Genomic DNA, 26,491 nt, shown 5'->3' with positions numbered 1-26,491 from the left:
CAAGCTGTGCAAGCAACTGGAGAAGCCAAAGAGGCTGCCAAAACAGAGTTTTTAAAAGCTATGAAAGATTACTATGACTTTTTAAACGATCCTGAAAATACATCATTGTTTAATGGTATGGAATCTGTGGGCAGTGCAAGACCTAGAGCTAAATTTGATTACTTTATGTATAAATCTGAAAGAAAAGACGAAGAAACTCAAGAAGTTATTGAAAAAGGATTTACTCCATTTGATTTAGCTAATTTCTACGGTCAACTTGTTGGTTCTGTTTCAACACTTACACAAATTAAAAATACTCAGAAAAAATAAAGTGAAATTCAGCAAAAATGCTGAATTTTTATATATTTTTAATTAGTTTTTCAAGCTTGATGATTTTTTTAGAAATTTTATCTTCTAAAAAATTAAAACTTGAAGAGTTTAACTGAGATTCAAATGCTTTTTCAGCAATAACTTCATTTATTAATAAAGTAATTTTTTCTGTATCTTCTTCTGTGAAATTGGATTTTTCTAAAATGTATTCAACTTTTAAATCATTTTCTAAAAAGTTCTTTACACTTAAGGCTTTTCAAAAGGGTATTTTTTGTTCTTGCAATTGAGCTTCTAACTGTTTCAAATTATCAATTTCCACATTTATTGAATTAATTAGATTAATTTTACTATCAAGTTCTTGTATATATGTTTCATTAAGAGAATCAAAATTTTCATTAATTAACAAATTACCATATTTTATAAAATCATTTATTTTATGAGTTAGAGCACCTTTGTATTTTATAAATTTGATGTAATTTCTATTTATTTGAATCAGTAATTCTTTAACATTAATTAATTTTTCAAGTACCCTTGTAAAAACACTAATTTCGCTTTCTGAATTTTGTAAGCTTGAGGTTTTGTCATCAATGTTTCGAAAATTTAAAATTAATGTTTTAATTGAATCTATTTCGTTAACTAAAAATGAGAATTCTGAAAATAAATACTTATCATTAATTTCGCGAGAAAGAGTCAAGTATAAATCTAATTCAGGCTCAATAATGCTTAAAAAACTATCAATTTTAAGCTTTAAAGATAATTCATCTTCAGGTTTTCTTGATGATGAAATAATACTTTCGGTACCTAAAAATGTGTTTAAAAAATTTAAAAACAACTTTATATCATTAGTTAATAATTCAAATCAATTACTTGTTGTGTATATTTTATCCAGTAATAAAGAAGACTGATTTTGCTTATAATGTTGCAGTTGCTCTTCGAATATTTGTAAATTTTCTAACTCTTTAGTCTTAAAATTTTCGAATTTTTCTTTTATTTCAACACGATCACTTTCCTTTTTAGTCAAATTAATGTCTTCTCTAGCTTCGATTGGTTGATTATCACTTTTAGTGGGTTGGTAATTTGATTGCGCTTTTGTAACTTTAGTTTGATTAAAATTAGTGTAAATAAAATATCCTCCTATGCTAAAAATAATTAATAATGCAATTGCCATGTAAACAAATTTACGGTATTTTTTAAGGATAGTTTTCATATATTTAAGTAATAATAAAAATATAAAAAATCAAAAAAATTATTGTTTAAGTTGAAAAAGATAACTTTTCGCTTATAATGCAATGAAAAAATAACAAAAATGGTAAAATATAAAATATATATTTTATATATATCGACAAATAAAAAAGAAAGGCGACTATGAAAAGAAAATTAAAATTAACACTATTGCAGAAAACTCTTCTTGCAGTTTCAACAATTGTTGTTGGTTCAGGTGTTGCGTTAGGTTCTATGTTGTTTTATGCAAGCAAGTCTGACGAAGTTCTTGGATCATACTCAGCAGTTGATAAAAATCTTTTCAAAAACGACTACAGTAGTATAAGAGATGAAAACGGCGAACTTAAAGCCAAAATTTCTATTGTCGATCCTCTTAAACAAAAAGCTGTAGGTGAAATGTCAGAGGACGGTTCACAATATTGATTTAATAGTGACCCAGAGCACAAAATGACTTTTAATGAGTTTTTTAATGCTTACTATGACAAATATCAAGAAAGTTTTATTCAAGAAATTAAATATGGTTCATTTAATTTTTACAATGAATATGTACTTGCGGTTAGACCCGAAAAATTCTTAGAGTTTAGTAAATGATTTATCAATGAAGTTGCGTGAGGACCAGATCTTTTAACTTTAGAAAGCTTCAGAATTGTACCTGGAGTTGAAAGAAATGGTAACTCAATTACTTTAGGTAGTCACTCTACACTTCATAAAGAATCAAGTGAAATTAAATTCTTCCCTGATGCGTTCTTTGGGACTGCTCCAATTTGATCTATTGCTGGAGGAGCAGGAAATGCTCGTGATGCTTTAACTGAAATTACTTTTGAAAGTCCAGTTTCAAAATATCAAGCTGATGGATTTTTAAAAAATCTTGTGCAAATTTCTATTTTGAAAAATTCAGAAAGTTTCACAAAAGCTGATGGGCTTCCACTTTACAGAAATGAACAACTTAGAAGTTTTAAAAACGTTTTCTTTGTAGGTAGATTACAAGGAGATAAAGTTAAAGTATTAGTTGATCAACAATATCTTAATGATTATCAAACTTACAATAGTTCATTAAAAACTTACGAAAGAAACTTTGAGGAATGAATTCAAGGAGGAGCTCAAGGGCGTGCTCCTCAATTACCAGTTCCTCCAAGAACTCAAAATGCTCGTAATTTAGTTTTACCTGCAGATATTACCGCTGATGAATTTAATGACTTAATTAAAACATTTGGTGATGAATATAAAGACTATTCATACTCAGATTTAGTTGAATACACAATTTCAAACGCTAGAGCTGGAGCTGCTACTTCAGATGAAATTCGTTCAACATACTTAGCTTTAGATTTAACTAATGAAAACAACGAATTTACTTTATTAATGTTTGATTCCACTTCTTCACCAGCACAATATTATGCTGAGCAAATGCTTGAAAAAATGGTAAATTCTAAATTCAAGAATTTCTTAGATTTTTATGACATGGATCAATACAAAGGTAGAAAAGTTTATCTTTACGAGGATGATTCACATAAAACATATTATTCAAACCCAATTCAAGCTAGAGACAAAGAACATAATTTTGATCAGTCTAATTTACTTGAATTAACTGTTGAAAGTTTTGAAGTTGCAAACAAATCATTGTATGTAACATTAGCTGATGCATTTAATCAAAAAAGAGTTCAAATTTTTGAAGCTTCAGAAACTGATAAAGATTCAACTTTATTTAGAAACTTTAAATATTCACTTGGTTATTCAGGAGCTGTAATTCCTCGTACATTGAATGCAACTCCAGAAAGTTTAAACGAAAAAGATCAAGAAGGTAATTTACTTAGAGGTTTAGATTCAAGAAAATTCCAAATCTATACCGATGCTTATGATGGATTGCTAGATGAATTAGCACAAAAATATCCATTCTTAATGAAAAAACAAAATGGGCCTCACCTTGAAAAAACAATTGACGAGAATGGAGTATACAAATACGAAATTAAAGAGGGTGACTTTGTGGCCTTCTCAATTGATGATGGAATAGGAATTCCAATTATTCTTGCCAACACTATTGAAAATTATCAAGGGGTTTCAACTGATTTCTTAAAATACGTTGGAGCTCATGAATACGGACACCACTATACACTTGAAAAAAGTCAGGCCATTGACGAAAAAGATAGTGCTGTATTAGTTGGAGGTATTAATGTTAGAGGTGGAGTTAGCGATAGTTCATACTATTCATTCAAAGCCTTAGAAAATTACATTAAAGCACGTACTACTTTAAATGTTCGTAGAGTTGATGCTTTAGGAAACCCAAATGAAAAAGGAACCTTTACTCAATTTGGATACATTAAAAATGATGGAACTAATTCAAAATGAGAAACATATGAGGATGTATGAGGTTCAAAAGACAGAAACATTATTTCAACCATTAGAAACAAAAACAGAAGATTTATTCAAACATTTGAAGGATTAAATCAAGCAGCTAAAAATCGTGATGTTCGTTTAGGTGATTTATTCTTAGCTAACTCACTTGATTCTGAATCGGGAACATTAAACCCATTTATTGAAGGAGTTGGAAAAGTAATTTACAACGATGGTGAGCAAAAAGTATTCAAAAGTGTTTCGCTTGTTGAAATGCTTTCTCAATTTAAAGACGGTAAAGGAAATTCATTAGAATTTACAGGAACTACTCCATCAGATATAGCAATTAAATTCTATGAATCAACTCAAAATGAACAAGGACAAACAATTGTAACTAAATTTAATGTCTTTAACAAAGATGGGACACCAGTTGTTAATGTGCCTTTAAACACTCCTTTAAGTAATGAAGAACTTCAATACTTGCAAGATACAACTCAAGCCATTACTCGTAATATTGTAAGTTTATACAATCTAAATAATTTTGACTCTGGATGAAATAACTCACAAACATCTGTTTCAGGAGAAATTTCTCTTGCTTGAAGATCACTTTTTGATGGAGTTGCTCCAAAATCATTCTTCAATAGTATTTTGTACCGTAATGATGATACAGCAGCTGAATTAGATCCACAATACAACGGATTGCCTGGAAATTATCGTGAAATTAATGGTCACATTAGCAAAACCAGAAAATCAAACCTTTACTATGCAGTTTCTAATGAAGATACTAACTTAGAAGTGTTAAATGGATTTTTTAGAGATCAATTTAACACATTACAATCTGGTTCAAACCCTAACTTTTCAGGACCTAGTGCAGCAATTTTCTATTCAAATAAAGTTTTAGCATTTGTTAATTCAGACCACACTGAAGCTACTAAATATGTATTCCCAATTGGAATTGATCGTGGAGCTTCATCAAATGCATTAGGACAATCAAGATTTAATCAGTTCTTTAACCAAATTACTCGTCAAACAACACAAGCAGGATATCAACTTTCTCCAGCGGCTATATTGTCTCAAGGGTTTGGATATTCAACAGCTAATGGTGGAGTAAATGATATTAACTTAGGAAATGCTGGTGTTTACTTTATCTCACTTGATGATCAAAACAATCCAATAACAAATTACTCAAATGTTAATAGTATTTCAAAAGTTGGATATAACTTATTCTCAAGTTCATATTTAACTTTAGATCGTGCCGGATTATACGGAGCATATTCAACAGATAAAGTGAAACTCACAACTGTAAACGGAAGAGAATTGCCATTGTTTGAATTTGTTGAAGATTTAGTGGAATATGGTTCTATTGATTATTCAAAATCAACAGCAATTGAACAAGATTCAAAAGTTGTTTACAATTGAGATATTGATTATGTAAAAACTAAAATTAACTTAGACAAATTAAGAGAAGGTATCCAAAAAGAACCTGATTCTGAATCTAAAACCGCTATTTTAGCAAGTGATCAAAGTTTAGCTAATGAAGCTATGAGAAGATTTATTTCTTCGCCTTTAGTATTTACCGTTAAAGACTTTAATGTCAAAGACTTAGCTAAAAACAGAGCAATTTTCAGCAAAGATTATGGAATGAGATTCTTTAACGCGCAATTTAACAGAAGCTATGTAGATTCGTTAAAAGATGTCGAAGCTCCTTTATTTAATGTGGATACATTTGTTAATTCATTAAGAGAAGTATTAGAAAATTACTATAACAAATTAGCAGCAAATCAATATCCTCAAGGTTCAGCTAACAAAGCTTTTGAAAACTTATCATTAAATGATTTATTTGTGCTTTTAGGTAATTCATTGATTATGGAAAGTGATGATAATGAGTATTTCTTAACTAAATTAAATTTTGCTGAATTTAGTGATGGTACTCCAACTTCAGATGCAATTGATTACTTTAACACTAAAAACGAACCTTTACTTAACGATAAATTTACTGACTATGTATACAGTATGGCTGAAACACTAACTAGAGATTATGTGCAAACAATTTACAGTCCTGGTACACAAGATTTTGGTAATTTACCAAGTTACTTAAGTAATATTAATGAATCAAACACTGGTTTAGATTACATTACTGATGCAAGTGCTTTATCTATTTGAAATGATCGGGTAAATAGCAGAAACGGAATTGCAAATGGTACTTTATTTGCTCTTCAAGTAACTTCAAATCCTTCAGAATACTTTGCTAAAAGATCAGAAATTCAACAAAAATACGCTAAATTACAAGCGGATAAAGCTAAAGAATTAGCTGATTTTACAGCTAAATCAGCAGAAGAACAAGGTATTACTGCAATTGAATATAACACCAAATTAAGTAATTTAAGATCACAATTAAATGCTGTTTCTTTTGATAGAGACAAAGAATTAAGTGATTTACTTAAAAAATATACTTACAACCTTGAAAGAGCCAACGTTCAAAACGACACAAGAATTCAATCATCATACTTTGGTCGTTTCTCAGCCAACAATAATGGATACTTTAAAGATAGATGAGAAAAAGAAACAATCGGAACTCATTTATATGACCCAACTACTGGTGAAGAAATTCATGATGAAACTATTCGTTTACTTGATTTAAACGGAGAAAAAATCACTTCTCGTCCAAGAGCTTTCTTCCTTTCTCAACTATATAACTACGGAGTTGGTGACAGAACCGTTTCAGGAATTTTCAGACATAAAAAAATAGATGCATTAGCACTTTATGGATATATTAAAAATGAATATGCTAATAAAATCAAAAAACTAAAATTCACTAATATCGAAACAGGTGAAGTTAAATACTTAGATGTTAACATCGAAAAAACAAACAACATTTTCTACTTGAAAAAACAAGGTGATTCTTCATCAAAAGTAACTTTAGCTGATGAAGGATATAGCACATGAATTTCTGATTATGCATTAATGGGTAAATATAGAGACGCTCTATTATTCCCTGGAAATTCATTCACTATTGATTTTGTAGATGAAAATAACAACGAATTAAAAGACGAAAACAATAAACCGTTATTTACACTTGGAAGCGGAAAAACACTTTCTGAAAACGGAAAAGATCAAGATAACGCTCCAGTTAAAATAAGTGCAAAAGCAACAAATTCAAAAGGCGAAGAAGTTGATAAAGCTACAATTACTGTAGATTTACAATTTAACGTTATTGGATAATTTAGGAGGGCACATGAAAAGAAAACTAAACTTTAAAAAAGCGTTTCTTTTATCAGGAACCCTTCTGTCAGGGGCTTTAACCATTACTGCAATGAGTTGTCAAGCTCCACAAGTTTCAGAAGAGGTAACTACTAAAGATTACGATTTTGGACTTGCTTCAGAACCTCTTAATAACCTTAACTATGTAAGATATAGATCAATGGATCGTGTCTTGCCATCATTGGTTGAGCCGTTCACAAAGCAAGGACCAAGTCAGGCTTTAAAATCAATTATTTCTACATCTAGTTTCACTTTTTCTAGAGTAGGAACAGGATCAACAACTTCATCAGAATTTGCTGATATCTTTAAAGATAATAAAGATCGTTTAGCTGAAAATGATGGATTTGGATTTGTTAGTGGTCAATACTATCCATTAGATAACTTCGGAGTTTTAGGTGGATTAGGAAGACCTAGTGGTAATGATGTTGCCACACAATCATCAATTTACTTTTTTGCTAACCCAAAAAACCAAAATAACTATTCAGCAGTTACTGGATATTTAAACAAAGGGGATAACCTTTGATCTAATGGGGATGTAGTAACTGCTCAAGATATGCGTGATTATCTTGAATACGTACTTGATTTAAGTACCGGTTCACAAAAATTGGATCAAATCCTAAAATTAGGTATTCGTGGAGCTGAAGCTTTTGTTGATGCTCAAAAAGATTACATTGCTAAATTCAATCGTCCTTATCCAAATCCATGAGGAAGAAGACCTTATATTTACAGTAAAGAATTAGGAAGATATATCCAAGATCCTGATGCTAAAGTATGAGAGTATCTTCACAAAGATGCACAAGGAAATTATTTAGACAAAGAAGCTGTTGACAATATCCATAAAGCAGCCTTAAACTTTGGTTTTTACACCGGACAACTCTTTTTAGATTTTGGTAATGATTTAGTATTTGAAAACGCTGCATCAAATCCTGAATTTAATTTAGATGATGAAGTTCAAGAATTCCAACTTAAAGCTAATGATACCGATGCTGCTAAAACAACCGTTAAACTTGTTAAAAACGAATATGCTAACCCATACCAAAGTTATGAAAATAACAAACGTTTATACGGAACTTTAGCTAACGATGAATATTCATTTACTTTAATTTTTGACGGAAATAAAACTCCTGATTTAGGATATTTACTTCAACAAGTATTTGGTGCTTTATTCCCGATTAACCGTAGATATATTGAAACTGAAGTTGGTGGTATTGATAAATATGGAGCGGATGTTTCAAAATTCTTAACTACTGGTCCATTTAAAATTGAAAGCACCAAAGATATTGTGTTAGGACCTCAAGGATCAATTATTTTAACCAAAAATCCTGATTATTATGATGCATCTAACACCATTTCAAACAAAATCAAAATTTATTTCTCAACTGATCGAACCACAAATGCAACTTTCTTTGAAGATGGATATATCTCTCAAACATATATTCCTGCCAATAAAATCGTTTCTTATTGATCAGATCCAAAATACAAAGAATATTTAAACAAAAACCATGGATATGGAACAATTGCTTACGGATTTAACTTAGATACTGAAACTAATGCAAATAGTTTAATTAACGATCCAGATTTAAGAAGCTTTATTTATTATTCAATTAACCGTGAACACTTACTTAAAGTTGTTGGATGAGATTTCTCATTCCCAGTTAATACCTGAACTGCTTTTGGACAATATCGTCTTCAAGATGGAAAATCATTAGAAATGTTTTTTGATGGTCAAAGTTCTAGAGCCAAAGACGAAAGAGAATTCCCGCTACAAAACTATGACTTTTTAGTGCACTTAGGAAAATCTTACGAGCTTGAAAGAACCAACCGTGAGGATGCAACTAATGCACCTGCAACTGCTGAATTTTACTTAGAAAGATTCAAACAAAAACATCCTGATGTTAAAGTTGTTAAATTAAATTATTTAAATAACTCAACTGATGAGCAAAGAAATGCTGGAAATTACTTACAAGAAATTTTAAATAGAACTTCAAATGGGTTTGTACAAGTTGAACTAAAAAGTTTACCTGAAAATACTTATGCAACCTTTACTGAAACAGGTCAATACGACATTGTGTATCGTAATTATGATTTTCTTGGAGGAAATACTGCTCAAGATTATGTAGCTTCATTTTTCAGAACTGATGAAATTGATTCATTATCACAAAAAAATATTGCTTTTAAATACAATCCAGTTGGAAGTTGAACCTACAATAAATACTTATCAGAATTGCTTTTAGAAAAATTATTAAACAATGATTTAATTCCTAATTATGAGCAACAAAAAGCATCAATGCTTAAAAATGTTTTAGATTTAGCTGATGCTGTTTACAAAGAAAATTCAGAAATTTCAAATGTATTGCTTAGTGCACAAAATAACGCTGAAATTCCGGCAAAAGTTAATGAAGTTTTAGCTCAATTCAAAGAAAAAGCTTTAGCCAAAACTTCTGATGCTTTAATTACCAATTTGCTTGATAATGATTACTTTGTGAGAACTTTACTTGAATATTTAAGTGTTACTCAACCTAACTTAAAAGTATCAAGATTAGATCGTCTTTTTGAAGTGTATACATATTATTTAATTGATGCTAATGTAGTATCTACAACTAAAAACCTTGCCGTTAAAATTCAAGGAACTCATTCTGCAAAAGAAGTGACTTTAAGTGAAAATGCTCAATCTCTTGATGTAAACACTCATAAAATGCATTCTCTTACTTTTGCTGAAAAATTTGCTTTAGCTACTATTGATACCGCTAAAAGATTAAATGCATTAATTGTGCCTTTTAGTGATTACAATGAAAGAATTCATTACTTTAAAAATGCAATTTTATCTTTAAATAATTTAACTGATGCAGTCAAAAATGCTCTTTTAGCTAAATTAGACAAAGCATCTGATATTGAAGATATGAAAGATGTGTTAATTGAAGCTTTAAATTCAAATGCAGATGAAACTCAAACAAATGCTGTAATGCTTGATTACCAACTACAAACTCTTAGACATTGAGTAAAATTCATTGAACTTTCATATCGTATTTATGATAAAAAAGACCAAAATAACAAATATACAGGAACAGCCGAAGGAATTACTGAATATTCTTCAAGATTAGCTGCTTTCTTTAGTGGTAACTTTACCGATGAGGAATTTGCTCAAGGTTGAAATTCAACTGTAGAAGTATTTAGATTAATTGCTTTATTAGAAAAAATGGTTCGTGAAACCGTGCCAGTGGTACCGCTTATGGAAGTTGATACTAACTGAGAGGTTACAAAAATTGGAGGAATTTCAAGTTTATTCAGATTTTCACTTCAATATGCTTATGATGTTACCAAACCACCAAGACCAGGATTGCCTAGAAAGAGAGAGTAAAAAATGAATCAGAATTTAATTAATAAAAATCATTCAAAAACATCATTTGTTGCTCGTGAAAGCTCAAATAAAGTTTATTTTGCCAATAAAAGAGTTAGTGAATCTTCATTTAGAGATTTATTCTCATTCATGGAACATCCTGTAGCTAAATCAATTTGAAGAGTTTTAAAAATTATTTTAGAATTCTTCATTATTGGATTTATTGTTATTACCATTACTTTCTTCTTAATTAACGCTGTACCTGGTTCAAACTCATTAACTGCTGGATTAACTGAAGCTCAAAAAACTGCTTTAGAGCAAAAATATGGACTTGACTTACCAATTTTTACTAGATATTTAAACTACCTTAAAGGACTGGCTAATTTGGACTTTGGAATTTCTCTTTCACTATTCCCAGCCCAACCAATTTCTGATTGAATTGGAGATAGATTCTTAAAATCATTCTATATTGGAATTTTTAGTGTTTTACTAACTGTTTTAATTGGAATTCCTCTTGGAATTTGAGTTGGTAAAAACCCTGGAAAATTCATTGATAACGCATCAACAGTTGTAGTTTCTATTTTCTCATCAGTGCCTTCAATTGTGTTTGCGCTTGTGCTTGTATTTATTGGTCGTTCAATTGGAATTCCATATGTATTTAATGAAAAAGATCTCTTAACATACATTCTGCCAGGTCTTGCGCTTTCATTAGGAAGTATTATTGTGTATATCAAATACATTAGAACTGAGTTAAATAGAGAACTTAACTCAGTGCATGCAAAATTTGCTTACTTAAAAGGAGTATCAAAAAATAGATTTGTGTGAAAACACGCTCTAAAACCATCTCTTTTCCCAATTGCTACTTTCTTCCCTGCTGTTATTTTCAGTTCATTCTTAGGAAGTATCTTCATTGAGCAAATTTTCTTCATTTCCGGATCAGGAGCAACCTTGCTTCAAGCTATCCAATCAAAAGACTATAATGTTATTTTGTTCTTAATTGTAATTTTTGCAATTTTAACAATTTTATCTTACGCTTCACGTGATTTACTATATGAAGCAATTGACCCTAGAGTTAGAAGGAGAGGTAGATAATGGCTAATTTATTAAAAAATTTAAAAGCTAAAGCATCTAACAAAATTAGCAAGCTCAAAGCTAACCAAAGTCTTTCTCAAACTAACTTAGAAACATTGGATTTAGCACCAAATCAATTCTTACAACCAATTAATTACCAAAAATGAAAATTAATTGGAGATGCTTTTGAATATTCAGAATCACAACACTTAGGTAAAGAAACTAAAGTTTTCAAAGAATTTGTACACAGATTTTCACAAAACACCGGTGGAGTTTTTGGGTTTTGAATTTTAGTGTTTTTAGTTGTATTAGCATTAATTATTCCTTTTACAACTCAAGATCCACTACTTAGTAATGTTAACGCACGTAATTTAACTTTCGGAAGAACCGATAATGTTGGAGTTTATCATTTATTAGGAACCGATATTCAAGGAAGAGACTTATGAGCTAGATTATGATGAGGACTTCGTTATTCACTAGCTTTAGCTTTTGTTACAACAGCTATTGAAGTTCTCATTGGAGTTACAATCGGAATTATGATGGGTCAATTTGAACGCTTTGATAAAGTTATGACCTTTATTATTAAAATCATTTCAATTGTTCCTACCATTTTAATTTTGATTTTAATGACAATTGTTGTTTCTCCTAGTTTCTGAGTTATTGTTTTTTCACTTTCATTTACATCATGAACTGGAATGGCAAACCAAATTAGAGCCCAAGTAAAAAGAGCAAGAAACTTTGAATGAGTTTCAGCTTCTAGAGTCCTTGGAACACCAACTTGAAAAATTCTTAAAAATTATGTGCCAGTTATTTTACCAATCTTAATTACTCAACTTGTATTTAGTATTCCTGGAGTTATTCTTGCAGAAACATCACTTGCTTTCATTGGACTTAACATCGAAGGAACAGCTACATTAGGAAACTTAATTTCTGAAGGACAAAAAATCTTCCCACAATATTTAAGATATGTTTTTGTACCTGCTTCTATTTTGATTTTAATCACAACAAGTGTTCAACTTATTGGAGCAAGTGTGCAAGATTCATTAAGAAGACAAAGATAGGAGCGTTATGAAAAAGTTATTTAATAAAAACAAATCAGCTAACTCAAATAGCGCTTTAAGTTCTCTAAGAAATAAGTTTTCAAGAAAATCTAAAAAATTACTATCTACATTTGACTGAGACAATTTTTACAAAGATGTACAATACAAAACTTTTAGTGATGGAACTAAATTACCAATTGCTGCTGAAATTAAAGATATTCATTTAAGCTTTACAAATCCAGCTCGTCCTGGAGAAAAAAACAAAGTTCTAAGAGGACCTTCTATTCAAATTTATGAAGGAAAAGTTCATGCTATTATCGGTGAATCTGGATCAGGGAAAAGTGTTTTAACATCACTTTTATATGGTCTAACAGGGAATAATGCTGTTATTGATTCTGGAGAAGTTAAACTTTATAACAATAATGTTGAAAACTTTAGTTTTAGAAACTGAGAGCACTCACGTTATAGAGGTAGAGTTGTTTCAGCAGTTTTCCAAAACCCTATGTCTACTTTGAACCCAACAATGAAAGTTGGAGCTCAAATTATGGAAGGGATGTTAATTAACAAAATTGTTAAAAACAAAAAAGAAGCTTATCAAAGAGCCGTTGAATTCTTAAGAAGAACTAAAATTCATGATCCTGAAGCGGTAATGAAACTTTATCCTCACGAAATGTCAGGAGGAATGATTCAACGGGTTGTTATTGCTGCTATTGTTGCACTTGAACCAAAAATTTTGGTTATGGATGAGCCAACTACAGCGTTGGATCCTACTGTTCAAGCTTTAGTGCTTGATGTAATTAAAGAATTACAACAAGACTTAAAACTATCAATTGTTTTCATTACTCACGATTTGGGAGTTGTTGCTTCTATTAGTGATTACATTTCAATTATGTATGCTGGACAAATTATTGAAGAGGGAACAGCTAGAGAAATTTTAAAACACCCTCAACACCCTTACACATGAGGACTAATTTCATCAATGCCTGATGTTAACAAAGGAGATCGTTTAGCAACAATTAGAGGAAGTGTTCCTTCTTCACTTAATAACATTGTTGGAGATGCTTTTGCCGTTAGAAATGATTATGCTTTAGATATTGATTTTGTTGAAGAACCTAAATTTTATTGAGTTTCTGAAACACATAGAGTTAAATCAGCCTTGCTTGACGAAAGAGCTCCAAAATATGAACCACCTGTGCTAATTCAAAAATTATGAAAGGAATTTACTGAAGGTAAAAAATAATGATGAAAAACAAATCAGACTACAAATCAATAACTTTAGATTCAGATAATTCCGTTTTTGGAACAACTGCAGATGGTCAAAGAGTTATTGTAGATAAACAAACAAGATTCGGTGTGTTTCACACTTATTCATATAGACCTATTTTAAAAGGAACCGAAGAGATGTTAACTCCAAAGCACGGAGAAGAAGTTCTTGTAAAAATGAGAAATGTTGACATCACTTATGGTAGTGGTTTAAAAGCTTTTAGAGCTATTAAAGACTTATCTTTAAACATTTACAAAGGAGAAGTTTTAGGGCTTGTTGGTGAATCTGGTTCAGGAAAATCAACTACTGGTAAAGCATTGGTTGGACTTATTCCTTATTCACATGGAGATATTCAGCTTTTAAACAAAACTTTACCTAAAAAACTTAAAAGAGGTCTTAAATTTGGTGAAGCGCTTAAAGAATATAAGGCAATTGAAAACTTCTTAGTTAATAAAGTGCAAATGATCTTCCAAGACCCTGCCAACTCTTTAAATCCACATGTTAACGTGGAAAAAGTTGTTTCTGAAGGGTTAGAAAACACCAAAAATGCTAAAGAAATTTACTTATATAACATTGATCAAGATGTTTTAAAAGAAACTTTTGCTCGTATTTCAGCCAAAGGAAAAAAAGAAACTTTCACCAAAGAATTATTTAATGAATTAAACCGTAAAGTGGCCATTGATGAACATGTAGGTTACAAAACTTTATATGAAGAATTTGAACCAATGTTGGTAAATGAACCAACAGCACATGAGTATTTACTTAGCACTAAAGCTCATCGTGATACTGAAATGCAATATTCTGAAAAAGAGTGCAAACGTATTTTAGTTAAAGAAATTCTTAAAAGTGTTGGATTAGACGAATCTGTACTTCCACGTTACCCTCTTGAGTTTTCTGGAGGACAACAACAAAGAATCGGAATTTCTCGTGCTGTTGTTTTACGTCCACAACTTTTAGTAGCTGACGAACCAATTTCAGCTCTTGACGTATCAATTCAAGCTCAAGTAGTTAACATTTTTAACGAGCTTAAAGAAAAATTTGATTTAACCATTTTATTTATCGCCCACGATTTGCGTATGGTTGAATATATTTCAGATAGAATTGCAGTTATGAATAAAGGTGTTCTTCTAGAGGTAGGAAAAACTGAAGAAATTATCAATCATTCACTTCACCCATACACTAAATCTCTTTTAGATGCAGTTCCTTCTATTGATTCAGAAAAAGGAAGTTTAGTTGGATATGTTTATGATCCATCTATGCATAATTATTCTGAAGAAGTTCAACCTGAATGAGTAAAAATCAATGATGATCATTATGTTTTAGGAACACCTGAAGAAGTTGAACAATGAAAACAAGGTAAATATTAAAAAAAGGAAACGACTATGAAATTAAAAAAACTATTTCTGTTATCTTCAACGTTACTAGCCCCGGCTTTTGTGGCGGCTCAATGTAGCCCTACTGCTCAAACCAAACCTGACAAACCTAATGTTGATAAACCAGAATCTAATACCGAAAATAATCCAACAACACCTTCTGCTGAAAATCAAAATAACCCTGAAAATACAGCTGAAAACACTTCTCCTTCAAATAACACCGGAACTAACACAAACACTGATACAGCTACTTCAACACCAACTCAGGAAGGTTCTTCTGATTCTTCTTCTGATTCTGCAACACCGGCTCAAGAAGATAAACCAGGAACATTTTCTGTAGAAGCAATTGATGCAAATACAACTTATGGAAGAGTTGAATGAAGCTCTGATGTAACTAAAGAAGATTTTTTAAAAGAATTAAATAAAGTTTCTTTAGAATACAATGAAAGAGCTGAAAGTACAGAACAATTAGCTATTTTAAGAAGATTTTATATTAGTGATTCACACAAAAACTGAAATCCTACAAGTGATAATTTAGCTGTTAGATTAAGAGTAAGAAGATTTGTTCGTTCAACTGACGAAAATGGAAGAACTGTTCGGAGAGCCGTTCCTACAATTGTTAATGTTCCGTTAAAATACATTGATAATAACCCTGAAAATGACGGTTTAAGTGTTTCGCAAAAAAGTGGTAAAAGCGCACTTTTAGCTCTTAGAGAAAGAGTTATTAAAGGAATTTTCAAACTTGTAAATTCCGCAACACCTGGTGTAAGTCCTTATTATGATTTAGATGCTCGTTTAGTTAATGATTTTACAATTTACGGAACAATGTTTTTATCAGTTTCTACTTTGATACTAACCATTGATTATTTATTAGATAATCAAATTTATAGTTCTCGTTTAGCTTCTCTTTTAAGAGGTCAATTAGTAAAAGATTCTAATGGTCAACCAAGCGATGATGCAACAGAAAGATTCTTTAGAATTAGTTTTTCAACTTATCCAACCAATGATGATTTAAGACCTTATTCTTTTGCATTTACATACACATTTTTAGTTAAAAGAAATGCTGAATTAATCCAAAGAGCATCAAGATCAAATTAATTTATTCACATAGCTATTTAGCTATGTTTTTTTATATCTTAGAGCACTATTTTTTTAAAAAAGTTATAATTAATATTATTAATTATAAGTATGAAAAATTTAGCTAATGAATTGCGTCCAAACACAATTGATGAAATTGTCGGACAAGAACATGTGAAAAAGCTTTTTAAAGAAGTTGTTAAGAATAATCTAACAACTAGTTTTTTACTTTTTGGAGAAAGTGGAATTGGAAAATCCTCAGCAGCTACTGCATTAGCTAAGGAATTAAACAAAAGTTATGGATACTTTAATGCTGCTACTGATTCAAAAAAAGAGTTAATTGAAATTCTTGAAAGTTGTGAAGTTATTATTGTTGATGAAATTCATCGTTTAAATAAGGATAAGCAAGATATTTTACTTCCTTATGTTGAATTTGATCGCATTATTGTATATGCGACCACAACTGAAAATCCCTATTTTAAAGTTAATCCAGCTTTGCGAAGTAGAATGCAAATTTTGCAGTTGTTTAAATTAACCAACGAACAAATTGTTGCTGGATTACGCAAGAACATAACCAATCACTTTAATTCATTAAATATTTCTGATGAACTTTTAAATAAATTGGCATTTATGTCTAGCGGAGACTATCGCATTGCTTTAAATAATTTACAAATGCTTTCGATTTTAAAAGGAAATAACTTAGAAGTTACTGAAGAAGATCTTAGAGTTATTGTCCCTAATGTTCAATTTTATTCGGATGCAAAAGGCACAAGCCATTACAACAACTTATCAGCACTTCATAAATCACTTCGTGGAAGCGATGTTGATGCAGCAGTATATTATGGAATGTTAATTGCTAAAAGCGGAGATTTTGATGGTTTGTTTCGTCGAATGTTAGCGGTAGCTTATGAAGATATTGGTCTAGCTTCGCCAACTATTCATTTAAAAGTTCATGCTGCCATTGAAGCATATGAACGACTTGGAGTGCCTGAAGGACTTTTACCAATTACTTACGCTTTAATGGAGCTAGCACTAGCTCCAAAATCAAATTCAGTTGTTTTAGCTCGCGATAAAGCTTTGAGTATGATTGATGTTGGCAATATTTATCAAATACCGCAACATCTTAGAGATTCTCATTATGCATCAGCATCAAAACTTGGAGATGGAGTTGGATATAAATATCCGCATGATTTTGAAAATAACTGAGTTAAGCAACAGTATCTTCCAAAAGAACTCAAAGAAGAAAAATTTTATCAACCAGGATTGAATAAACGTGAACAAGAAATAGTTAAATACTGAACTGAAATTAAAAAATAAGGAGAAATCATGAAGTTAAATTTAGATGATATTAATAACTTAGAAGATCTTAAAAAAGCTAAAAATTTAGCTTTTGGACCTGAAGGTGAAATTTTTAAATTACAACAAAGTTTAAAAAGCGCTCCAGTTGAGCAAAAAAAAGAAATAGGGCAAGCAATTAATGTTTTAAAACAACAATACACAGCATTTTTTGAGCAAGCGGATCAAAAAATTAAGGATTTAGAAATCCAAAGCAAACTAAATAAGGAATTTGTTGATGTAACTATTCCTCTTAGACGGCGTGGTTCATTAAATCCAATTACCATTGTGGAAAATCGTTTAAGAGATTGATTTTATTCTCATGGGTACTATGAACAAGAAGCTGGAGAAATTGTTTCGGATTTATATAATTTTGAACGGTTAAATATTCCTCAAGATCACCCGGCGCGAGCTATGCATGATTCACTTTATTTAAATGCCACAACTTTACTAAGAACTCATAATACCGGAATTACTGCAACAGTGCTTGAAGAAAATGCTAATAAAGAAGTTTCTACTTTTGCTATTGGAAAAGTGTATCGTCATGATGAAGATGATGCAACACATTCACACCAATTCACTCAAATTGATTTTGTTTCAGTTGGACAAGTGAGTTTTCCCAACTTAATTTGAACCTTAACAGATTTGCTTTCATATGTGCTTGAAGAACAGGTTCAAATTCGTTTAAGACCTTCATATTTCCCTTTTACTGAACCTAGCGTTGAAGTGGATGTATTTTATAAAAACAAATGAATTGAAATTTTAGGTGCTGGAATGTTACATCCAAATGTGCTTAAACTTGCAGGTTACAGCGATAATTGAAATGGATTTGCAGCTGGAATTGGAGTTGAAAGAATCACAATGATTAAATACGGATTTACCGATATTCGTGACTTATACCGTAATGATTTAAGAATAATGGAGCAATTTAAAGATGAAAGATAGTTTTTTAAGAATTTTACAAACCGAAGGTCAAAAACCTTATTTCAACAATATTATTGAGGGATTACGAGAATATAGTTCTTTTGAAATTGTTCCTCATCAAATTGATATGTTTAGACCTTTTGACTTTTTTCAAGTTAATGAAACTAAAGTCGTTATTTTAGGACAAGATCCATATCATAAAGCTAATGTTGCCGATGGACTGGCTTTTTCAACTCGTCAAAAAGTAACTCCTCCAAGCTTAAGAAATATTTTTGCTGAACTTAAACAAACATACCCTAATATTTCCTTAGAAAGCAATGATTTGACTAAGTGAGCTAAACAAGGAGTGTTACTTCTAAACACAAGTTTAACTACTGTGGTTAAAAAACCTCTTGCACACAAACATTTGGGCTGAGAACAATTTACCAAGGTAGTTTGTGAAGAAATAATTAAAGCAAACAAAGATGTCATTTTTGTAGCCTTAGGAAAACATGCTCAAGAATTTATTAATTCATTAAGTGTCAGACCACAATATCTATTTGAAACTTCTCATCCGAGTCCTTTTTCAGTTAATAAAGGATTTGCTGGATCGCAGATTTTTAAAAAAATTAATACAACTTTAGAAAAATTAAATTTGTCAGTTATTAATTGAGAATTAAAGGAGAATTAAAATGATTTTATCGCTTAATCACCTTAATAAATATTTACCTAAGAAAAAGTTAACCATAGAAGTAGAAAAGGATTTAAATGCTCTAGGGTTTGAAGTTGAATATATTAAACCTTTTTCTGATGCAAAAGGATTGCGTTTTGCTGAAGTTTTAGATGTGCAACCTAATCCTAACACTGATAAATTAGATGTTGTTAAATTGAAACTATCTGATAAAGAAATCACCATTCAAACCAATAATAAAATCTTAAAACCTGGTGATTTAACTGTATGTTTTGTAGAAGGTTCTTCAAAAGGAGAGCATGTATTTGCTCCAATTAAATTACAAGGTGTAATATCTGAAGGAATGTTTGCTTCATGAAGCGAAATGGGTTATGATTGAACTCTTTTAAGTGAAAAAGATCAAGTGTTAGTTTTGGATAAGGATTTTGCTTCTTTAAGTGATAATGCTGATGAAAAATTCGGATTAACTGATTATTTAATTGAAATTAGCACTACTGCTAATCGTAATGATGCCAACTCATATTACACAATTGCTTCTGAATTAGCTGCTTATTATCAAACTGAAGTTAAAATTGAACACAATCCAGTTGTAGAAAGTTTCACTTCAAATTTAAAAGTAAATAAACAAGAAGCTAAAGAATTAATGTTTTTGGAAGTTGAAGGTAAAAAGAAAACATCTTTAGATGAATGTTTATTGTTAGCTAAACACCAAATTGATTCTAAATTCAATTGAGCAATTAATTTAACTAACTTATGTTTACTTGAAACAGGAGCTCCAGCTCATGTGTACCCAAAAGAAAAGATAACCTCAACATTAAGCGCACAATTATACAGTGGAAAAACAACTATTTTAGGAAACAAAGAAGTAGAAGTTGAGAATGTATTAGCAATTAAACACAATGATGAAGTAGTGTCACTTGCATGTGTAATGGGAATTGAAGAATTTAAAGTAACTGAACAAAGTGATAACTTTGTTTTTGAAATAGGAGTTTTTGATCCTAAACTTGTACGCCATGGTGCTAAAGAAATTAAAATTTTATCCAACTCAGCTAACCAAGGTTCAAGAGTGATATCAAAAGAAATTGCTTTAAGAGGAATGCAATATCTTCAAAGCAAAGCGCATAACTTAAGATATTCAAACATTGTTGGAGCTGATTTTGAATTAACAAAACAACAAATACCTTTTGATGAAGAAAAACTCAAATTATATTCTGGAATGAGTGACTTAAATGTGTTTGAGGTTCCAAAACAACAACTCAAAACACTTGGTTTTGAATTTGATAATGACGTAGTTAAAGTTCCAAACTATCGTTATGATGTAACTATTTTTGCTGATATTATTGAAGAATTATTCCGTTTTTATTCTTATGATAATTTTGCTCCTGCCAAATTTAAAAACGCACCAATTAAAACTCAACAAAGAAATATTTTTAAAAATTTACTCGCTTCAAAAGGTTATGATGAAACTAGAACATTTACTTTAGTGTCTGAACAAAAAGCCCAATTTAATCCATTTAACTTCAATTGCAGTGTTAAATTGTTAACTTTTGTGTCTAAGGAAAGAGAAGTTATTCGTAACTCTTTAGCTATATCATTGCAAGAAGTAATTCAATACAATCAAAAACGTAAATTAACCAATTTAAATATTTTTGAAAAAGGAATGATTAATGACAACGTCTATGTTAATTCATTAGCTTCTACAACTAAAAATTACTACCAATTTGCTCAAGATGTTTTAGACTTAATTAACCAAGAGGTTACATTAGTGCCTTTTAAAGATAATGAATTTATTCATCCTAACTCAAGTGCAAAAATTTTAAATTCTCAAAATGAAATGATTGGTTGAATTGGAAAAATTCATCCTAAATATGATGATACCGATGCTTTTTATGCTGAATTTTTAGATCAAAAAGATAATCATGCTTCTAAATTTAATTCAATTTCTTATGACCCATACAAAACACTTGATTTAACCTTTGAATTAAATGTGCAAGATAATATTGCGACAAAAGTAACTGAAATAAAATCAATTGCCAAAGTATTTGAGATTGTTCAAATTGATGATTTTTACAAAAAAGAAACTAACACAAGATTTGTGACATTAAGATCTTTAGCTACTGCTGAAGAAATTGAAAAAATAGATAAACATTTTAATAAGTAGGTAATATGTACAAAAAACTTAAAATCGAAGACACTTTAGTGCAAAAAGCTATTAATGCTGAACTCAAACGCCAACAAAATCACATTGAATTGATTGCTTCAGAAAATTATGTCTCTGAACAAGTTCTCAAAGCACAAGGATCGGTGTTGACCAATAAATACGGAGAAGGATATCCATCTCGTAGATATTATGGAAGCTGTGAAAATGTCGATATTGTTGAAAATGCAGCTATTGAAAGACTTAAAGAAATCTTTAAGGTTTCATATGCTAATGTGCAACCTTATTCAGGATCAGTGGCTAATGCCGCTGCAATAGCTTCTGTAGTTCCTGAAAAAGGAAAAATCATGGGATTAAGTTTATCTTCTGGTGGACACTTAACTCATGGATATAAAATTTCTTTTAGCGGAATTTTTTATGAATCTATTACTTATGATGTAGCTGAAAACGGTTATTTAGATTATGACAAAATAGAAGAAATTGCCATGCGTGAAAAACCTAATTTAATTATTTGTGGCTATTCAGCTTATCCACGTGTAATTGACTTTAAACGTTTTCGTGAAATAGCCGATAAATGTGGAGCGAAGTTAATGGCAGATATTGCACACATTGCCGGTTTAATTGCTGGTGGTGTACACCCTTCTCCAGTAGGATACGCTCACATTATTACTTCCACAACTCACAAAACACTTAGAGGAGGTCGTGGAGGTGTGATCATGACCAATGATCCTGAAATAGCTAAAAAAGTAGACAGATGAGTTTTCCCTGGATATCAAGGAGGACCTCTTTTTCACGCTATAGCCGGAAAAGCAGTTGCTTTTTATGAAGCTCTCCAACCTCAATTTAAAACATATGCAAAAAACATTGTTAAGAATGCTCAAACATTCTCAAAAGAATTTATTAAATTAGGAGCTAAAATTGTTTCTGGAGGAACAGACAATCACTTGTTTATGATTGATGTTTATAATACATATAACATTACTGGAAAACAAGCTGAAGAACTTCTTGAATACTTTAACATTACCATTAATAAAAATTCAATTCCTTTTGACACTTTATCTCCAATGGTTACTAGTGGAATTCGCTTAGGAACAGCGGCTATGACTAGTCGGGGATTTACTAAGTGAAAAGAACTGGCTCAACTCATTCACAAAGTATTAAGTAATTATGAGTTTTATGCACAAAATACCAAAGAATCAATCAAAAGTAAAAAAGAATTGCTCCAAGAAATAAATTCTTGAACAAAAGAATTCCCAATTCAAAAAAGTTACTTGAAATAAGAAGATAGGAAACTATCTTTTTATTTATAAAAAGAGTTGGATTTTTAAAATTTAGTGATAAAATAAAAAAGCAATACATAAAGACAGCAACGGCCTTTAAGCTTAATCATGTTGCCGAGTGTATCTCTTAGTTAGTTTGTATTGCAATATTTTTGAAAGGAGGCATAAACAGTGTCTGAATCAAATTTCAAAATAGCAAAAAGAAATACAGTTAGCGAAATTGCACAAAAAGTGCAAGAATCTAAAGCTATTGCTTTTGCAGAATACCGTGGACTTACAGTTGCTGAACTTAAAGAATTAAGAATTGAAGCAAAAAAAGTTGGTGTTGAAATCAAAGTTTACAAAAACAGACTTTTCAAAATCGCTTCAGCTAGAACTGGTTTTGAAAAACTTGCTGACCACTTAGTTGGGCCAAACATCTTTGCATTTTCAAAAGAAGACGATATGTCTGCTGCAAAATTACTTGTTAAATTTGCTAAAACTCACAAACTAATGGTTATTAAAGCCGGAACATACGAAGGACAAGTTATTGATGCTACAGGTGTTAAACAAGTTGCATCTCTTCCATCATACGAGGAAGCTCTTGGAATTCTTGCACGTTCACTTATGGCACCATTACAACAAATCTCATTATCACTTAAATTAGTAAGTGAACAAAAAGCTGAATAATTAAATTAAATAGATAACGAAAGGAATTATCATGGCTAAATTAACTAAAGAAACATTTATCGAATCACTTAAAGAAATGTCAATTAAAGAAGTTATGGAACTTGTTGACGCAATGAAAGAAGAATTTGGAATCGACCCTACAGCTGCTGTAGCAGTTGCTGCTGCTCCTGCTGAAGGTGGAGAAGAAGCTAAATCAAGCGTTAAAGTTGTTATTAAAGCTGACAACGGTAAAAAAGTTCAAATCATCAAAGCAGTTAAAGACTTACTTGGAAACTCACTTATGGAAGCTAAAAAACTTGTTGACAACCTTCCAGCAGTAGTTAAAGAAAACATCAAACCAGAAGAAGCAGAACAAATTAAAGCTGTTCTTGTTGAAGCTGGAGCTGAAGTTTCAGTTGAGTAATTTATAACTTCTAAATAATGTAGCAAAGCCTTAGTGGCTTTGTTTTTTTGTGCTTTTGAAGTTTTTAAAAACAACTATTGAAGTTGAAGCTATAATTTTAATATAGCAGTATTTTTGAAAAATTCAAGGAGAATAAATGATTTCAGCATCGGTAAAAAGTGCTACACGAATAATTGAACAACCTTCAGAAGGATTTTTAAAGACAACTGATTTTCAAAAAATAAGGATACAAGATGGAATTCAATTGCACAAAGAAGAAAACATTCATGGTAATTTAACACTACCAGCTATTGATCATTTAACAAAATTTATGCTTGGAGAAAATATAATAAGTGCTTTTTGACTTTCTTGATGTGGTTCATATAGTAAGTATCTAGACTGAAAAGAAATTAAATATTTAAAGAACTACTATCAGTTAATAAATGAGATTACTGGGCTAGATGATCAATCAATTATTAATGCATGCAAGCTTGTTTCATTTGACATATGCTCATATTGAACTACTGATGTATATAAACCTATAGAGGAAATAAATCCAGATGCTGAAACAATTGAAAACATCAGAACGATTGTCCAAAGAAATATAAAGTTCTTTCATGAATTTGGGCCAATTTTAAGTACAGAATTTCCAGTTGAAGACAAAAACGAAGAAGTTAATATTTTTGGTGAAATAGATTATGTCACTTATGATACATTATGAATTATAAAACCATTTAAAAATAGCTTTCGGAAAGAGCGTAGATTAGAACTCTTAATGTATTACATTATGGGATGACATTCTGAAATGGAAATGTTCAAAAAAATAAACAAAATAGGATATTACAATCCAAGAAAAAATATTGTATATACTATGGATATACATAGAATCGATCCTGAATTAATTAAATGAGTTTCCGAATTTGTCTTAAAATATCCAAAAGAAAAAATTCATGAACATTTATCTAAGTATAAAGAACTAAGTAAAATAAAACAAAGAAAAGAAGATTATTCTGAACTTAATGTTTATGATCCTGAAGAACGAAAAGACGAAGAATTTGAACTTGCAATGAGAATTTACGAAAAAATGAAGAAAGCAATCATTCAAGATTGAATTTTTAATTCTGAGTATGATGAACAATGAAAGAATTTTATGGACGAAGACTTTAATTTTGACATGAATATTGCTAGAAAAGAAGAAAATCGTCAAACTACAAGATTAATTTTTAGGCCTTGAAAATGATTAACTAATAAATTAAAGAAAAAAACCGAAATTAAATTATTGGAATAATATTTGTATTGAAATGAGTTACCTTTTAATATGCTAAATATGTAGCAAAACACCGAAATATAACAAACTAACCACAATAGTTAAATTTTCTCTTGGGTATATTGTTCCAAGAGTTTTTTACTTTACTTTTAGTAAAAGAAGGATCTATTTGATAGTTATATGGTTAAAAATTAAATAAAAAGAATGCTCTTTTAAGCATTCAATTATTTAGTATTTACCAACTACTTTCTTTTCAATGTATTTGGTTCTTAAGTAAATAAGTGGAACCATAATTGCCGATAACACAAGTGTGTATACAGGAATTGTAATTACTGATCTAAATACAATTGGTAACATATAGAACACATAACCATTAGCTAAAGCTTTTGATTTGGGGTTTTGTCATGTTTGTCATCTAATGTAGGCAAAAGGTCCTCAAATTCATCTGAACACAACAATAACAAGTACCACTGACACGAAAGCAATTAATAATATTAAAATGCTTTCTTTGGCTTTGGAATCTGATTTTGAAGTTAAGTATCTAAAGCTAAGTGCTGACATTACTGCAACAATAATAGCAGTTAAGAAAGCTAAAACAATAAATGTTGTTATTGAAAGTTGTCTGTAACCAAAGGTTCTACTAATTCTAATTGCATTTGCTTCACTTGAAGATGTTTGTCAAATGAAGATTGCAAATAAAGCAACTAATACACCTCATAAAACAACATTAGATAAAATCACTCCAGCTTTTTTGTTTTTTTCAAATAAGTCAAAGAATAATGATAACACTAAGGTTGCGGCAATTGGAACAAGTCCATAAACTCAGTGTCATGTTCCGATTGTTCCTGAAATTAGTAATCCAAACAAGTCAGCTAAGAACGCAAGTAAAGCAGCTTTGAAGTATCTTAAAAAGTAAGCTGCTACAATGTAGAATAAGTATTCGAAACTTAAACCGCCTAAACCACTACTTTTAGTTGCAAAAAGAACAATTAGGTAAAGACCTAGCAATAGACCGCTAATTGTAATATCAGCAATGTCTAATTTAAAAAACTCTTTGTAATGTGAAAGTTTTTTAACTGTGTATTTTGATGTTCCTTCCAATTTAATAAATTGATTTCTTCCTTCAAGGTAGAATGCTTTTCTCAACAAGGAATTAAACACAACGTTTTTACTCATGTAAAAATAGTAAATTGGGAAAAACAACCCTGATAAAAAGATTCAATAGTAAGTATATTTTGTCTGAGATCTCAAATGGATGTTTTTTAGTTTAATGTTTTTAATGTAAAAATAAGCATCTCTTCATAAAACTAAAATCGATGAAATAAGTCCTAAAATTGAAATCACTAGAAAAATAATTCTTGTTTCTTGGTTAATGTTAAATGGTGAAATATACATCATGAACATTACAAAACCGATTAAAAGAGATAATCCACTAGCAAAAGTTGCACTAAGTGTTTTTCTTGATAAAAAGAAATACTCGTTTTCACGGTTTTTGGTATATAAATCTTTTCTTAATTCCATAACT

Annotated in this window: 18 protein-coding genes; 16 read left to right on the top strand and 2 right to left on the bottom strand. The window is 30.4% G+C overall.

Annotation, left to right across the window (positions count from 1 at the left end):
* The first annotated feature begins 6 nt into the window (after positions 1 to 6).
* Entirely contained in the window at positions 7 to 309 is a 303-nt protein-coding gene (locus EXC45_RS01235) for a hypothetical protein (protein ID WP_036433960.1), read from the top strand.
* A 28-nt stretch (positions 310 to 337) separates the two neighbouring features.
* On the opposite strand, the gene EXC45_RS01230 is transcribed toward EXC45_RS01235, so the two are convergent.
* The gene (locus EXC45_RS01230; protein ID WP_129693748.1) at positions 338 to 1,516 is read right to left on the bottom strand and encodes a hypothetical protein; all 1,179 of its coding nucleotides are present in this window, start codon (positions 1,514 to 1,516) and stop codon (positions 338 to 340) included.
* A 158-nt stretch (positions 1,517 to 1,674) separates the two neighbouring features.
* Between EXC45_RS01230 and EXC45_RS01225 the strand changes: the two genes are divergently transcribed.
* The 15 genes from EXC45_RS01225 to EXC45_RS01155 all read left to right on the top strand — a co-directional run bounded on the left by EXC45_RS01225 (position 1,675) and on the right by EXC45_RS01155 (position 24,987).
* The gene (locus EXC45_RS01225) at positions 1,675 to 7,080 is read left to right on the top strand and encodes a PDxFFG protein (protein ID WP_036433964.1); all 5,406 of its coding nucleotides are present in this window, start codon (positions 1,675 to 1,677) and stop codon (positions 7,078 to 7,080) included.
* A gap of 13 nt (positions 7,081 to 7,093) precedes the next feature.
* Positions 7,094 to 10,477, top strand: coding sequence for an ABC transporter substrate-binding protein (locus EXC45_RS01220; RefSeq protein ID WP_051616935.1), 3,384 nt, complete (start codon positions 7,094 to 7,096; stop codon positions 10,475 to 10,477).
* A 3-nt stretch (positions 10,478 to 10,480) separates the two neighbouring features.
* Positions 10,481 to 11,548: an ABC transporter permease gene (locus EXC45_RS01215; RefSeq protein WP_036433966.1), complete on the top strand. Its 1,068-nt coding sequence runs from the start codon at positions 10,481 to 10,483 to the stop codon at positions 11,546 to 11,548.
* Complete coding sequence (locus EXC45_RS01210) at positions 11,548 to 12,588, top strand: ABC transporter permease (RefSeq protein ID WP_036433968.1); 1,041 nt, start codon at positions 11,548 to 11,550, stop codon at positions 12,586 to 12,588. The genes EXC45_RS01215 and EXC45_RS01210 overlap by 1 nt, the downstream gene beginning before the upstream one ends.
* A 7-nt stretch (positions 12,589 to 12,595) precedes the next feature.
* Positions 12,596 to 13,807, top strand: a complete 1,212-nt coding sequence (locus tag EXC45_RS01205; RefSeq protein ID WP_036433970.1) for an ABC transporter ATP-binding protein — start codon at positions 12,596 to 12,598, stop codon at positions 13,805 to 13,807.
* Positions 13,808 to 13,809: 2 nt separating this feature from the next.
* Entirely contained in the window at positions 13,810 to 15,198 is a 1,389-nt protein-coding gene (locus EXC45_RS01200; protein WP_084272191.1) for an ABC transporter ATP-binding protein, read from the top strand.
* Positions 15,199 to 15,213: 15 nt separating this feature from the next.
* Entirely contained in the window at positions 15,214 to 16,302 is a 1,089-nt protein-coding gene (locus tag EXC45_RS01195) for a hypothetical protein (RefSeq protein ID WP_036433972.1), read from the top strand.
* Between the two features lie 90 nt (positions 16,303 to 16,392).
* Complete coding sequence (locus EXC45_RS01190) at positions 16,393 to 17,598, top strand: replication-associated recombination protein A (RefSeq protein ID WP_036433974.1); 1,206 nt, start codon at positions 16,393 to 16,395, stop codon at positions 17,596 to 17,598.
* Positions 17,599 to 17,607: 9 nt separating this feature from the next.
* Entirely contained in the window at positions 17,608 to 18,561 is a 954-nt protein-coding gene (pheS, locus tag EXC45_RS01185) for a phenylalanine--tRNA ligase subunit alpha (RefSeq protein WP_036433976.1), read from the top strand.
* Complete coding sequence (locus EXC45_RS01180; protein ID WP_036433978.1) at positions 18,551 to 19,210, top strand: uracil-DNA glycosylase; 660 nt, start codon at positions 18,551 to 18,553, stop codon at positions 19,208 to 19,210. The genes pheS and EXC45_RS01180 overlap by 11 nt, the downstream gene beginning before the upstream one ends.
* 1 nt (position 19,211) lies before the next feature.
* Positions 19,212 to 21,371, top strand: a complete 2,160-nt coding sequence (locus EXC45_RS01175) for a phenylalanine--tRNA ligase subunit beta (RefSeq protein ID WP_036433981.1) — start codon at positions 19,212 to 19,214, stop codon at positions 21,369 to 21,371.
* A gap of 5 nt (positions 21,372 to 21,376) precedes the next feature.
* Positions 21,377 to 22,648 carry a serine hydroxymethyltransferase gene (gene glyA, locus EXC45_RS01170; RefSeq protein WP_036433983.1) on the top strand — a complete coding sequence of 424 codons (1,272 nt, stop codon included), beginning with the start codon at positions 21,377 to 21,379 and terminating at the stop codon, positions 22,646 to 22,648.
* A gap of 171 nt (positions 22,649 to 22,819) precedes the next feature.
* Positions 22,820 to 23,317, top strand: a complete 498-nt coding sequence (rplJ, locus tag EXC45_RS01165; RefSeq protein WP_036433985.1) for a 50S ribosomal protein L10 — start codon at positions 22,820 to 22,822, stop codon at positions 23,315 to 23,317.
* Between the two features lie 31 nt (positions 23,318 to 23,348).
* Positions 23,349 to 23,720, top strand: a complete 372-nt coding sequence (rplL, locus tag EXC45_RS01160; RefSeq protein ID WP_036433987.1) for a 50S ribosomal protein L7/L12 — start codon at positions 23,349 to 23,351, stop codon at positions 23,718 to 23,720.
* 136 nt (positions 23,721 to 23,856) lie between these two features.
* Positions 23,857 to 24,987 carry a hypothetical protein gene (locus tag EXC45_RS01155; RefSeq protein ID WP_051616936.1) on the top strand — a complete coding sequence of 377 codons (1,131 nt, stop codon included), beginning with the start codon at positions 23,857 to 23,859 and terminating at the stop codon, positions 24,985 to 24,987.
* A 207-nt stretch (positions 24,988 to 25,194) separates the two neighbouring features.
* Here the strand turns inward: EXC45_RS01155 and EXC45_RS01150 are convergent, their stop codons facing one another.
* Positions 25,195 to 26,487 carry a hypothetical protein gene (locus EXC45_RS01150; protein WP_051616937.1) on the bottom strand — a complete coding sequence of 431 codons (1,293 nt, stop codon included), beginning with the start codon at positions 26,485 to 26,487 and terminating at the stop codon, positions 25,195 to 25,197.
* Between the last annotated feature and the right edge of the window lie 4 nt (positions 26,488 to 26,491).

This window comes from Mycoplasmopsis columboralis, from assembly GCF_900660675.1.
In the GTDB taxonomy this organism is placed as follows: Bacteria; Bacillota_I; Bacilli_A; order Mycoplasmatales; family Metamycoplasmataceae; genus Mycoplasmopsis; species Mycoplasmopsis columboralis.
This window is presented reverse-complemented; position numbering and strand designations above follow the sequence as displayed.